Below are 13,342 nucleotides of genomic sequence, written 5' to 3' on the forward strand. Positions count from 1 at the left end.
TTTATTTTTGTACAATATTACTTAAAATTTGCAATACTGTATTTGGTGTCATTCACTGTTTTCCAGCCATATGCCTGACCTACAACACCGTAAGGCACGCCATTTACCGACCAATTTGGATTTGCAAAATAATCGTACTGAGTTGCTGAACCAAACACGTGAGGGTAAGCCATGATACTTGCGAAGTTATTTTGTACACCGTGACCCATACCATCAACGTACACACCGCCAGATGTATCACCTTGCTTACGTGAGTGAGCAAGGCCTTGATTGTGGCCTAGTTCATGGACAAATGTCGTTGCACCACAATCAATGGCCGTAATGCTGAACATGCGATCGCTCATTGAGCTATATAAGTTACCGTTAGAGCCTTGGCCAACCCAAGCTAAACCACATGAAATTAAGCCATTACCAGCACTCTCACCTGTACCTAGCACAGCGACCATATCAGCACGCCAAGTGTTGCGTAGATCTGCAACATAAGTGCTGTTTGTTACGGCATTTAACCAGCCAGATTCAGGTGTGATGGCATAGTTTCCAAGGTTTTGGCTACCTGCTAAGCGAAGTTGAATATCAACTCCGTTTTGTTGATATACTTGATTTGAAAAGGCAATCAGTTGGTTGATTTTAGTGTTGATGTTTGCTGTTTTAGCAGCTGCTTGATCTGTATATAAAATACCGATATCTATGGTAACCGCCGAAGCGAAACCAGAAAACGCAATTGCAGATGCAGCGACCAGTGTTTTAAGTGATGTTTTCATCTGTTTTCCTTACTTGTCAGTTTTGTTTAATTTAGGAGCAAAAATGTCAGTTTTTTCATGCTCCGTGTGTTGTGCATCTGAGTGATGTTCAGACTCAGAATGCTCGAACTCAACGTGTTTTCTATACAAGTCCCGTTTTGCAGCTATCCATCCATATTGGTCTTTAGTTTCAAATACATAATTTCCACTTGGTGCGGTAAGTTGACCGTAAACCGCATCTTTGCCTACGGTTAAAACTGTGGTGTGAAAGCGACCATCTGCACCAGTCACGTTACCAAAAATACTTTTATCGCCATTTCCAGCGACATCAATAAATGTGACTTCTGCGATAAAAGTTTCTGCCGATTGAGGGATCATAAGCTCAAAATTGTCGCCCGCTTCTAATGCTCGAAGAGAAGGAAGGTCAAACTCAACGTATGCTTCGTTATTCAGATCTGATGGCAACACACCGGCTTCAGTTAGCACAAATTTAGCTTTCTCTGATAGCTTGTTGATTGCATAAAAATCTGATCTGACATCAGTTTTCGTTAAAGGCTTAGTAGCTTCAATGTGGGTTTCTTTTTCAACAGGTACTGAAGGGGGAGTTACGTTGACTACATCAGGTTTGCTGGTTTGTGAGATGACAGTATTTTGTTTATCTTCACTATGCTTAGTAAAGAAAAATGTTGCGATTATGATCACAGCGCAGAGTGAGATAAATAAGATACGTTTCATAGTGCCGCCTCCAGTTCAAAAGAGGAACAATTTACACTTGTTTTTGCACCTTTATCAATGACAATTGTAAATTTTTTGTTTTATTTTGATGTGATTTTAGAGGCTTTTCCTGGTTTAATTTTTTAATAAACAAGCATTTATACCATTTACATTTTTTAACCTTTGGTTATCATCCTGTTTTTAAACTTTTAAAGATTTCGCATTCAAAGTGGTTATTTTGATGAGGCATATTGAAAGATTGAGACTCTAACCAATCTTGTGCATCAATTAAACAATTAAAAGACTTTTTGACAAATAAGCCTTTAGTTTGCGTCATTTTTGCAAGTTGAAACTGAGTGATGTTGTAGTATTCAAATGGGATAACTTGAGCGGTAAATCTTAAACCTTGAGATACTAGTTTATCTACCAATTTTTGAATGACTTCTTCAATTTCTGGCACTGAAAAAGTGAATTCATCAAAATAGACCAGATGTGTAAAAGGCTTTCCTTCAAATGTCTTGATAATATCTAAAAAGTCTTTGCTGAACTGGATCGCTTCGTCATAACTCCAAGACCCTTTAACAACCGCGTAAACACAAATGTCATCAGCGCTAAGTTGATACAGTTCTTTTTCGATAGTACGCATTTTAGTTCCTCTAAATAAACATACAGACCCAATTAAAGATAAGCTTTTGTGCTCAAAAAACCAAGGTTTCAGTGTTGAAAGCCATGAGTTATGATAGCTACTTTTCCTTGTGTACCTGCGGCAATAAAAGTACCTTCACTTTGGGCTAAAGTATAAAACCCTTCAAAGCTAGTGCTGGTTAACGGCTGCCATTGATAACCATGGTTTTTCGATATGTAGCTATTTGATTTACCAACAGCAATACAAAAGTTGTAAGCGCATTGCATCGCAGTAATGAGACCACCAGAATTAATAGTTTGGTTAACCATTGTGCCATTCTTATCTGCCAATACGATGTTTTCATATGGACCTTGTCTTTGTTTATAGTCACCTCCTAGTGCAAATAGATCATTTTTACTATTGAACGCGACACTATACACACCAGATGTATTTCCCTTGCTATGCAGAGGGAGTTGAATTTTATTACTTGTTTTGGTTTTGTAATTGTACTTATAGATCGCAGCCTGGTTGCCACCTGTCGCAAAATAGAGTTCGTTTTGGCGATTAGTGATGAGTGTGTTACCGCTTGCAGCAAATGCGATTTCATCTTTTTCAATCTCTGGAAAATGTGTCATGTCGATGGTGTGCCATGTTTCACCGCCATCTTTTGTGCGTTTAAGCATAAAGTGTTCGTTAACAGGGTCGCCCATTAGAAAACCAAGCTTGCTGTTAACAAAGGCGATGCTATTAAAGAAGCCTTTTTTGTCGGTGTTTTGATAAAGTAACCTCCAGTTTCTCCCTTGATCGTTGGTAATGTATAACGCTGAATCTTCACCGTATCCTGTCGCCATCACAATGGCGGTTTGGTTATTGATGATCTCTATGTCTCTAAAGTCGAACTTTTTATTAGACTTGAATCCGCTTTTGATCCAGGTCTTACCTTTGTCCAAACTTTTGTAGATAGTATTCTCATTACCAGCGACCCAAATCAAATCTCCTTTAATGGCACTTGCTCTGAGCTCGCTTTGAACTGGCAGCGTATGTACTTTTATATCTAGTGCTTGAGTGAAAAAAGGAGATAATAGTGTGAAGATAATTAAAAGCCGAAAGTGCATACTAATAATCCAAAATGAAATACTGTATACAATTTATATCTTGAATTGAATTGATTAATCAAGCCTAAAAGTGAAGTGATTACTCGCAAATACGTTTCTATTTGCTTTAGTTGTGCTAAGTTTGCATTGTTCTTTAGAAAGACTACCGAAAGAATGTTCAAAAAATACGAAAATCTATAAGGGATAATTTTTTGGAAAATATACAAAATACCGTCACAAGTGAGTCTATTTCTTTAATGTCTAATATATGTGACAACTTAGGCGCTTATATTTTCGCAAAAGACATGCAAGGGAAATACATATATGCAAATGACAAAGTTGAAACATTATTTGGTTGTTCAAAAGATGACATTGTAGGTAAAGACGATAGTGCGTTTTTTGATCTCTCAATATCTCAACAAATAGTTGAAAATGATAGGAAAGTTTTTTCTGGTAAGCAGCAAATTGCCTCTGATGAAACTAACTTTGTTCGCCATACTTCAGAACAAAGAGTTTACCGAATTATTAAAACCCCACTATTCGACAGAGATAAAAATATCATTGGCTTGGTAGGTATCGCACATGATATCACCGAAGAAAAGCGTCTTAGAGAGCAAGTTGAAGAACAGAAACAACTATTGAGCGTTATTCTAGATAATGTAGAAGCTTATGTTTACATGAAAGACGAGGAACGACGTTTTTTATATGTGAACTCCAAAGTCGCGAACTTATTCGGTCTAGATTCAGACCAAATAATTGGTCAAAAAGAGCAAGATATTTTGCCTATAGACACTGCGGAGCACTTTCATGCGAGTGATTCTAAAGCCATAACAGAGCAGCAAGTACAACGTGTTGAGGAAGTTATGGTTGATAATGGAGAAACTCAGCATTATTTAAGCGTGAAAGTACCAGTGACCATGGCAGGAAAGCGCTCTCTGATTGGTTTCTCAACTGATGTAACTGAGATTTTCAAGCTAAAAGAAGAGTTTAAGCGTCTAGCTAACACGGATGATTTAACCGGTATTTACAACCGTCGCTATTTTTTAAAAGAGGCAGAGAAAGCATTTAGTATTTTTAAACGGCAAAATACGTGCTTTAGCTTGTTAACTTTGGATGTCGACTTTTTTAAAAATATTAATGACCAGTTTGGCCATCCGGTAGGAGACGAAGTACTGCAAAATCTTACTTCAACTGTACAAGACCTGTTGCGAAAAGAAGATACCTTTGCCCGTATCGGCGGGGAAGAATTCGCAATATTGTTACCCTATACGGACATCAATGCAGGCGGCTATGTTGCTGAGCGTTTGAGAAATCAAGTTGCGTCATCCTTACTATGTGGCGCTAAAAAAATCCAGCTCACGGTCAGTATTGGACTTACTGAGTTCAATCGCGAGGATACTAGCTTCGATGATGTATTTTCTCGAGTCGATAGAGCACTTTATCAAGCGAAAGATAGTGGTAGAAACCGTGTCATATCTCTTAATTAATACGTTTAAGCAATAAGGTTAAAGTGAATGGCAAGGATTATCGAGGTCGTAGAATATAACCCACTTTGGCCAGAAATGTTTTTAGAGGTTAAACAACAACTAAAATCTTTGCTTGAAGATGAAGTAATTTTGATTGAACACATAGGGAGTACATCAGTACCTGGCTTATGTGCTAAACCCATAATCGACATACTTGTTGAAGTGAAAAGATTGGACTTTTTAGATAATCTCACTGCGCAATTTACGGCGCTTGGGTTTATTGCCAAAGGCGAGAACGGCATTGTTGGAAGACGTTACTTTCAAAAGGGTGGCCTGCAAAGAACCCATCATGTGCATATTTTTGAACAAGGCCATGAACATGCGCTTGAGCATCGTATTTTTAGAGATTATTTAAAAGCGCATAAGCAAGCTGCTTTACAGTATGCTGAGATTAAAACGGACGCAGCTCTGGCTTGTAATAATGACATACAAGTTTATATGACGTTAAAAGATGAGTTTATTAAAGCTCAATTACAGAATGCAAAGAACTGGTACAAAGACACAATAAAAGAACCCTTGCTTTAATCAGTCTTATAGGTGTGTATTTAACTTTTCGTAAGAACTTTTGCGGTGCACAACCGCTACAATGCTAATTTTTAGTTGTGTTTTTTTGCAGCGTTGATAATTAATTAGCAGTTGTAGAAACTCAAAAATCGTCTATAACTTATTAAATGATAAATAAAATATAGAATTATCGTGCCAAACTTTTTAGTTATTCTACTTCTTTTGTTATTAATACCTTTGTCACTGAATGCAAAAGAAGAGGGAAAAAGAATACACACTACTGAAAAAGTTTACGTGTATGTCTACCATTTAAAACCGCCATATATTGAACAATTAGAATTAGAAACAGGGCTTTATTTTGAACTAGTTGAGCTTTTTAATCGTTTTCAAAGCAGATATCAGTTTGTCGCCCAGTTTGTCCCTCGTAAAAGACTAAATAGAGAAATCGCCAACAATACCTTAGATGGCATGATCTTAGGTGTTCACCCTGTGTGGTTTAAAGACAAGCAGAAAACCAAGTTTCTCTGGACCAGGCCTTTATTACATGATCAAGATGAATTTATTTCTCATATTAAAAAGCCTTTTGATTATGCGGGTAAAAAGTCGCTTTATGAAAAAAATATTGGAGGGGTGAGAGGGTATCATTATTTTAGAGTTGCGCCTGTTTTAAAAGCAGGGAAAGCCAAACTGACGCCAACGAGCTCAGAATTACAGTTGCTAGAAATGTTGATAAAGCAACGCCTTGATCTGGCAGTAATCAGTCGAGCAACAGTAAATTATTATTTTAGCTTGCACCCGCATTGGCGAGATTTAGTTTATTTCTCAAAAGCACCTCATGAGCAATATTACAGAGCTATATTAAGTCCAACTTATTTAGAGAGTCAATTTAACATAATTGAAAGTTTGTTTGAGCAAGAGGCATTTTTGGCAGCACTTGAAGGGTTGAAGGTAAAATATGATTTCAGCAGTGAAGTTATCCACAAGTAAAAAGGCTATATCTACGACAGTTTTTTTAACTTTGGTGTAATCCAAAAAATACGATTGAGCACCGACCGCTGCTTATTTACAGTGCTCACTGATTTTTCATGCTAATTGTGACTTTATTTTACAACACATACTCGCTGCCATCTTTGGCGGTATAAGCTTTAGATTGACCTTCACGAACAATTGAATACTCGATGCCAGTTAAAAAGCTGATCCAAAGACGCTTTAATTGGGTTGCGTCATTATTACTATCTACGGTACTAAGCTGTGTTTCCATTTGAATGTCATCAATGTGTGCCATATCAATTTGACCTGCATCACCTCGGCGATTGAAAGTCAATTCAATATGTAAGCCATCTTTTTTCTTAAGTAAAATAGCTGTTGGGTCATCACGGTGTCCGCAAAGGGCAACAAATTGTTTTGGCTGCTCTAAACCACAGTGACTGCCATCTGCGAAAAACGCCATTAGGTGATTGTAGTAAACCAAGTAATGTGTCACTTGCGTGTGTGAACCCTGATCAAGCGGGCAATGCTCATCAAGATATTGTTTTGCAAGTGTCATTTTCTGGCATGTTTGATCTGTCATTTCACTGCGAGTTAATGCTGTCATAATCGTAACCTCATTCGTTAAATCGTTTTTGTTGGTTGTTGAATTCAGTGTATGTGAATATTTTTTATAATTTCACAAAAAGAATTTCACAGTGTAAATTTTACAAAATCTGCTATTTTTACTGTGTGAATAAAATATAAGCAGGGGACGGCAGTGAAAAAAACATCAACATTAATGCGGAAATCACATTTTTTGGGGACCAAAATACGTAATTTAAGAAAGCGTAACCATCTGACATTAGAAGATTTATCTAGTCGATGTGTGAGAGTTGATGCCTATTCTGCGCCCTCTGTTTCTTACCTTTCTATGATAGAACGTGGCAAGCGTACGCCGAGTCAAGAAATGCTCGAAAATCTCGCCCAAGTCTTTCAAAAGCCAGTTGAGTGGTTTTTAGACAGTGAGCCTGAAAAAGACACCATCACGCCAGATAAAGGCAGAAGTGGCGGGATCACAGGTATGGCACTTGAGCCCAACTTTCTGTTTAGTAATGATATTTTACAAATTGCGATTCCAGAAATGCTGTCTCAAACGGGAATCAGTGGCCGTCAATTCGCACATTTATTAATTCGTGCCCACCAAGAGCATCATCAAAATCATTTTCCTGACTTAGAGCGTGCAGCAGAAGAAGTGGGCAATAAAAACCTCTATTTAACCTCCAACGATTTAATGCGTATCGCTCAAGAAAAAGGCTTACAAATTAGATGGTTTAATGACAAAGATAAACATAGCGAAGTAAAACAAGTTAATAAGTCACGATTAGTGAGTTCCTTTTTAAGAGCACCCAATATTGTGTTCTTAAATGAGAAATTAAAAGTGAAAGAAAGCAGATTAAAATATGATTTAGCCGTACATATTGGGCATGCAGTGTTACACAATCAAGATGGGGTTAAGTGCATTTTATCGATAGGTGGGGCTGAGCAAAAAGAAACTGAATTACACACCACACCCAATGCGCAAGATATTCTTCAAGCATGGCAAGATTTTGAAGCCAGTTTTTTTGCTGGCGCATTACTGTGTCCTAAAGCGCCGTTTAGGCAATTACTCGACAGCTATGGCTATGATATTTCGGTTCATAAACAACTCGACATTTCGGTATCTGTGGCGATGCGTCGCATGACAGTGGTGTCACCCTACCCACATTGGCATTACTTTGATGCGTATAAACCGGGTAAATTGAAAGCGGTATATCGGGGGAATGGTATTCCACTACCTTGGGGTAACATGCGTCAGGTTGAAGACCCCTGTCAGCACTGGGCGGTATTTAGAAAGTTTGGTGAAATGTCGCGAGAAAGCAGTGCCCAGCTTTCAATTTTAAGCGTTGATGGTAAGACGCGTTTGTACTGCTGCGAGTCAGTATTAGTTGAGGACTTAGCTGGCGCAAAACATGTTCTGTGTATGGGTATAGATTTGAATCCTGCCATTGATGCGCAGGGCACTGATGCGCAAGCTGTCGTTGAGAACCTACAAGCACTTTGTATCAAACACGGTGGCTCAACAGTTGTACCACATAATATTCGACAGCAACTGCTTAGTGTGGCGCGTATTCTTAATATTAATTGGATAGAGCGGGGGTTGGCGTCTGAACTTAGAGTCATTTGTATTCGAGGTAACAGCTGTCCAAGAAAGCCGGGGTGTTATGGCAAATGTAAAAATGGCAAAATCGAATCTATTAGGTGAACCAGCTTGAAAACAGTATTTATTACCGGTGCAAACCGTGGCATAGGGCTAGCATTGACCAAGGTCTTTTTAGCTGATGATTGGCAAGTAATCGCAACGTGTCGCAACAGTGTTGCTGCTACTTCGTTTAATCAATTAAAGAATGAATTCAAAAAGATCCACGTCTATGAACTAGATATTACCGATTATCAGCAAATGGCAACTTTGAGCGCGAAATTAGCAGACTCAAACATTGATGTGCTTTTGAATAATGCTGGGCTCTATGGGCCAAAAGGTTATGGCTTTGGCAATTGCGATGTAGATGCTTGGCGTGATGTATTTGAAGCCAATGTGATAGCGCCAGCTAAACTGGCAGAAGCGTTTGTCTCTCAAGTCTTAAATAGTGAACTTAAAATAATCGCAGCTTTATCATCGCGAGTTGGTAGCCATACTGAAAATACCAAAGGGGGCGGATACATTTACCGCAGCTCGAAAGCGGCTTTAAACTCAGTCGTCAAAAGCCTATCAAACGATTTGTTACCACAAGGTGTTAAAACGGTTGCGCTGCATCCTGGCTGGGTTCAAACAGAAATGGGCGGACCAAATGCACTGATAAGTGCTGAAGAATCAGCGCAGGGGTTAAAGCAAGTTATTGAGTCTTTAACTGCCGAGCAAAGTGGCGGGTTTTACAGCTATAAGGGTGAGCAAATACCTTGGTAGGAAAAACGTTTAGTTGCGCGGTTAGGGGCCGCGCAATGTTTCGTGAACTAAACTTTAAAAAAGTAAAGCCATTTCAGCCGCTTGGCACTGACAGCTGTTTTCACAAACTGTACAGACATAACCTTGCGTATCACATAACTCTGTCCAGCGATTGTCATGAAGCTTGATCAGCTCTCCACCTGCTTTTGTGAAATATTTCACCGCGCCATTACCTGGGCTTTGTTTCCATAAATGCGCAACACCAGCCAAAGCTCCTTGTTGTCTTAAAGCAACAATAGAGGCATGAAGTAATTTGGGGCCTATGCCTTGGCCTTGGGCTTTTTCAGAAACGGCGATGCATTTGAAATATGCCATCTGTGAAGGGAGTACAGGCCAAAGCTTTGGGCTACACCACTTATCAATGTCCCATTGATCTGCGGCATAACTGAGCCTAAACCCGACGAGTTCGTTTTTATCATTTATTGCAACAAAGCTGGCATTAATATCATGCTTGATACCCTGTTGATGCATTTTTGTTAGGCTCTGCTCGTCCATATAGTTATCACCATGAACGATATTAGCCAGTGAGATCACATCTTGAAAATGCGTGTATGTGAGAGGAAGATACTGCACGTATATCACCGATTTATTATTCTTCTGATTTTAAAGATAATGAAATAAATGTGACTCTACAAGTAAATAGTTGGGTACAACCCTTTAATTTGAAATAAAAAAGGGAGTACCAAAGGCACTCCCAATTGCAGCGTAAAAACTTTTGCTATCTAATTTAAAATAGTTTGAATTGTACTTTTGCCGTCATCATCTTGAAATCTAAGTACAAAATCGTGTTTGCCATCATTATTGATGTCGACTAGCTTAATGTCATTGCCATCTTCTGGTAGTTTGTGTTTGATCTTGCCGCGCTTTTTGTTTAGCACTGTCTCGGCATTGCCATAGTAAACACTGAGCGTTTTGCTGCCGGTTTTAAATACCGCATCTTGTTTACCATCACCATTTATATCACCGGCGTAGTAAGTGAGTGCCATTTCGTCACTGCTCATGCCAATTTCCATTTCAACTTCTTTTTCAGAGTCAGGCTCTTCAGAGAAGGTGCCGTCTGGATTTTGCGCATAAAAGCTGATTTCTACATCAACATCAGTACTGCCGCCACCGAGAGCCATAGAGGCAATGGTCCCTAAGCCAAAATCAACGTGGAATTTCTGTAATTCACTTTTACCATCGCCGTTAAAGTCATTATCGAACTCAAACCGACTAGTGCCAGAAGCCTTAGGCAAAGTTAGCGGTGTTTCTGAAAATTGGCCATCTTTTTGTCCGTAGAATACCTGAAAGGTGAGTTCAACATCGAGTGAGTCCATGCCTTCAACAATTGGTGCATAACGCGTGACAAGGTCAAGCTTTCCGTCATTGTTGATATCGAGTAATTTTGCAATGCGGCGATTCGCTTCTACGTCATCAAGTTTGCCCGTCTCAACAGGCAGTTTTAAAGGCTTAAGCGCGTTTGCATAGCCAGTTTTATTGGCATAAAGGACATCGATTTTTTCTCTATCATGAAACACTAAATCGTTAAAGCCGTCTTGGTTTATGTCGAATACTTTAGGCACCATGGTTAGGTCAATGTCTAGACGCAATTTACCGCTGCTAAAATTACCCGAGAATTTAGGCTCCGTGCTGAATGTGTGTTTGGTAAAACTACTATCAGGGTTTTGAATGTAAATCTCTGAGTGAGTTAAATCGGGCAGAACAATGTCGCTGAGACCATCATTATTAATGTCGCTAATAAAATTGATTTTCTCGAACTCGTCGAATGCTAGTTTTGAAAGCAGTGCATTGGTCGCGAGCACTTTTTTAGCGCCGTGTTTATCGACTGCAAAAATGCCTTCTTTATTCATTACAAAAGCGGTGATTTTAGATGAGCCCGCAAGCTTGCCGTAATCAAAACCAAAAGTATCTTTTGGCAGTTCGAGCTTGGTAAATTCCATGTTTTCAAGATTAAGCTCGGCTAAATTTGCGTCTTCATCATGATAGGCAAACATTATGGGGCTTTTAGTTTCAATCAGGCTGCGATTGGTTTTTATTGGAATGTCTTTTGCTGCCATCGCTGAATAAGATGCGCCTAGAGTTGCCATCAATAAAAGCGTGTGTTTCATTTTAAATTCCTTTCCTCGAACTTGGTGTGGTTCTATCTTAGGTTTAATTGCAGAGCAAACAAGTTCGAATTTGTAATGAACTGTTGCAAATGTAATGAGCACCCTACATGTTTTATGTGGATAGTGCTCGTCGCTTATCTGAAAATCAGCTACAATCCGCGTCGTTATTGAATTTAGGAGTTAGGCGAGTGTTAAACGATAGCCAATGTGTTGAAGCCATTATTAGCTGTATTAAACAAGTTTTTGAAACAGAGCAGTACGCTGATAAAGCAATAGAAGCTGGCCTTGCCAACCAAGCTTTTTGGAATCAAGCGACCAAAGCTTATTATGTGCAGCATTGCTACGAGCTGATCCGTTATCATCGCCAGCTCAATACGGCACTTGATATCGACACCTCAGATGAGAATTGGCCGTGGCTACACTTTGAGGCTTATCAGCTGTTAAATGGCGTTGAGTTACCAAATTGGTCTGAGTTTGCAGGTTTAGATGTTGAGACACTAAAAGCAAACCTTGATGAAGCCTCGTCTGCAGAGCAACAAAGTTACCCTGATTGGCTTTGGCAACGCGCTGAGCAAGAGCTTGGTGATGATTGGGTTAACATCGCCCAGGCACTGAACGTACCTGCGAAACCTTACTTACGTGTAAATACTTTGAAGGCTGACGCTGAAACGTTACAAACGTCTTTGAAAAAGAGTCAATCAATCACCAAAGTACTCGAGCAAGAGAACTGTTTAGAAGTTGAAGAGTACGGTTATTTATTTAAATCTGAAGCATTCAGCAAAGGCTGGTTTGAAATGCAAGATGCGGGCTCTCAGCAGATAGCACCATTACTCGATGTAAAACCAGGTCAGCGCGTTGTTGATGCGTGTGCGGGAGCTGGGGGAAAGAGCTTACACCTTGCTAATCTGATGCAAAATAAAGGTTACATCTTATCGATGGACATTCACCAGCATAAGCTAGATGCACTAAAAAAACGTGCAAAGCGTGCGGGTGTACATATGCTTGAAACGCGTTTAATCAAAAATAGTAAAACGATTAAGCGCCTAAAAGAAAAGTTTGATCGCGTGTTGTTAGATGTGCCGTGCTCAGGCACGGGGGTATTACGTCGTAACCCAGATGCTAAGTGGCATTTACAACCTGAAAATATTGATACTATGATCAGCTTGCAAGCTGAAATTCTGCAACGTTACAGCCAGATGTGTAAAGTCGGCGGAAAGCTTGTGTATGCGACTTGCTCTATTTTTCCGAGTGAAAACCAACAGCAAGTGCAGGCATTCCTTGAAAACAATCCAAACTTTGAATTACTAGAAGAGTTAAACCTACAACCGGGAATTAACTCTGAATACGATGGTTTTTATGCCGCCGTATTAACAAAGAAAGAAGTTTAAAAATTTATCTAACCTGAGCTCAGGTTATCCATACAGAGCCGCGATTAAGCGGCTTTTTTTTGTGTTTAATAAAATAACAATTAAGGCAAATATTATGTCAGAACATGTTCGAGTGGGTGTCGCAGTTGTCATTATTCGTGATGGTAAAATTCTACTCGGTGAACGTATTGGGTCACATGGTGCGAATACGTGGGCCACTCCAGGTGGTCATCTAGAAATGGGTGAAGAAATAGCGGCTTGTGCAATCAGAGAGACGTTAGAAGAGACAGGTTTGAGGGTTTCTGAAGTAAGTCAGTTAGGTTTTTCTAACGATGTATTTAACCCATTAAATAAACATTATGTGACTTTGTACGTGGTGGCAAATGATGTAGAAGGCGAGCCAGAAATCATGGAACCAAATAAGTGTCTAGGTTGGCAATGGTTTGGGTTGGATGAGTTGCCAAAGCCCCTGTTTTTATCTTTAGAGAACTTTTTAAAACAAGACAAACTGCAATCGTTAATTGGTAAGAGATAGCTCAAGGAAGATAACTGAGGAGTAGGGGCAAATTTTTCATTGGAAACTTTTCATTTAAAGAATAGCTTGCTCCAGAAACGATAAAAGGGCCATAAAGGCCCTTTGGTGAAGTATCGTTCA

At 39.4% G+C, this 13,342-nt stretch carries 14 protein-coding genes; 7 read left to right on the forward strand and 7 right to left on the reverse strand.

Annotation, left to right across the window (positions count from 1 at the left end; genetic code table 11):
- Positions 1-17: 17 nt before the first annotated feature.
- The 4 genes from AAEU28_RS14285 to AAEU28_RS14300 all read right to left on the reverse strand — a co-directional run bounded on the left by AAEU28_RS14285 (position 18) and on the right by AAEU28_RS14300 (position 3,194).
- Positions 18-761: a zinc-dependent metalloprotease family protein gene (locus AAEU28_RS14285; protein WP_138481357.1), complete on the reverse strand. Its 744-nt coding sequence runs from the start codon at positions 759-761 to the stop codon at positions 18-20.
- Positions 762-770: 9 nt separating this feature from the next.
- The gene (locus tag AAEU28_RS14290; RefSeq protein ID WP_421964748.1) at positions 771-1,475 is read right to left on the reverse strand and encodes a hypothetical protein; all 705 of its coding nucleotides are present in this window, start codon (positions 1,473-1,475) and stop codon (positions 771-773) included.
- A 169-nt stretch (positions 1,476-1,644) separates the two neighbouring features.
- Positions 1,645-2,100 (reverse strand): hypothetical protein, encoded by a 456-nt coding sequence (locus tag AAEU28_RS14295; RefSeq protein ID WP_421964749.1) that lies wholly within the window; start codon positions 2,098-2,100, stop codon positions 1,645-1,647.
- Positions 2,101-2,168: 68 nt separating this feature from the next.
- Positions 2,169-3,194, reverse strand: a complete 1,026-nt coding sequence (locus tag AAEU28_RS14300; RefSeq protein WP_421964750.1) for a WD40/YVTN/BNR-like repeat-containing protein — start codon at positions 3,192-3,194, stop codon at positions 2,169-2,171.
- Positions 3,195-3,385: 191 nt separating this feature from the next.
- Here AAEU28_RS14300 and AAEU28_RS14305 point away from each other — a divergent pair, with 191 nt between their 5' ends.
- The 3 genes from AAEU28_RS14305 (at position 3,386) to AAEU28_RS14315 (ending at position 6,190) form a co-directional block, all read left to right on the forward strand.
- Complete coding sequence (locus AAEU28_RS14305; RefSeq protein ID WP_421964751.1) at positions 3,386-4,660, forward strand: sensor domain-containing diguanylate cyclase; 1,275 nt, start codon at positions 3,386-3,388, stop codon at positions 4,658-4,660.
- A 27-nt stretch (positions 4,661-4,687) separates the two neighbouring features.
- A complete protein-coding gene (locus AAEU28_RS14310; protein ID WP_421964752.1) occupies positions 4,688-5,224 on the forward strand; it encodes a GrpB family protein in 537 nt (178 codons plus the stop codon).
- Between the two features lie 171 nt (positions 5,225-5,395).
- Entirely contained in the window at positions 5,396-6,190 is a 795-nt protein-coding gene (locus AAEU28_RS14315) for an ABC transporter substrate-binding protein (protein ID WP_421964753.1), read from the forward strand.
- A 118-nt stretch (positions 6,191-6,308) separates the two neighbouring features.
- On the opposite strand, the gene AAEU28_RS14320 is transcribed toward AAEU28_RS14315, so the two are convergent.
- Complete coding sequence (locus AAEU28_RS14320; RefSeq protein ID WP_421964843.1) at positions 6,309-6,845, reverse strand: malate synthase; 537 nt, start codon at positions 6,843-6,845, stop codon at positions 6,309-6,311.
- 105 nt (positions 6,846-6,950) lie between these two features.
- Between AAEU28_RS14320 and AAEU28_RS14325 the strand changes: the two genes are divergently transcribed.
- Positions 6,951-8,474, forward strand: coding sequence for a DUF3612 domain-containing protein (locus tag AAEU28_RS14325; RefSeq protein ID WP_421964754.1), 1,524 nt, complete (start codon positions 6,951-6,953; stop codon positions 8,472-8,474).
- 6 nt (positions 8,475-8,480) lie between these two features.
- Positions 8,481-9,173 carry an SDR family oxidoreductase gene (locus tag AAEU28_RS14330; RefSeq protein ID WP_421964755.1) on the forward strand — a complete coding sequence of 231 codons (693 nt, stop codon included), beginning with the start codon at positions 8,481-8,483 and terminating at the stop codon, positions 9,171-9,173.
- 54 nt (positions 9,174-9,227) lie between these two features.
- On the opposite strand, the gene AAEU28_RS14335 is transcribed toward AAEU28_RS14330, so the two are convergent.
- On the reverse strand, positions 9,228-9,785 hold the full coding sequence (locus tag AAEU28_RS14335) for a GNAT family N-acetyltransferase (RefSeq protein ID WP_421964756.1): 558 nt from the start codon (positions 9,783-9,785) through the stop codon (positions 9,228-9,230).
- 149 nt (positions 9,786-9,934) lie between these two features.
- Positions 9,935-11,320 carry an FG-GAP repeat domain-containing protein gene (locus AAEU28_RS14340; RefSeq protein WP_421964757.1) on the reverse strand — a complete coding sequence of 462 codons (1,386 nt, stop codon included), beginning with the start codon at positions 11,318-11,320 and terminating at the stop codon, positions 9,935-9,937.
- A 107-nt stretch (positions 11,321-11,427) separates the two neighbouring features.
- Between AAEU28_RS14340 and AAEU28_RS14345 the strand changes: the two genes are divergently transcribed.
- Together AAEU28_RS14345 and AAEU28_RS14350 are read left to right on the forward strand one after the other, a co-directional pair.
- On the forward strand, positions 11,428-12,708 hold the full coding sequence (locus AAEU28_RS14345) for an RsmB/NOP family class I SAM-dependent RNA methyltransferase (protein WP_421964758.1): 1,281 nt from the start codon (positions 11,428-11,430) through the stop codon (positions 12,706-12,708).
- A 94-nt stretch (positions 12,709-12,802) separates the two neighbouring features.
- The gene (locus AAEU28_RS14350; protein WP_421964759.1) at positions 12,803-13,222 is read left to right on the forward strand and encodes a nucleotide triphosphate diphosphatase NUDT15; all 420 of its coding nucleotides are present in this window, start codon (positions 12,803-12,805) and stop codon (positions 13,220-13,222) included.
- Positions 13,223-13,342: the final 120 nt, after the last annotated feature.

Source organism: Pseudoalteromonas sp. SS15, assembly GCF_049257195.1.
Classification (GTDB): Bacteria; Pseudomonadota; Gammaproteobacteria; order Enterobacterales; family Alteromonadaceae; genus Pseudoalteromonas.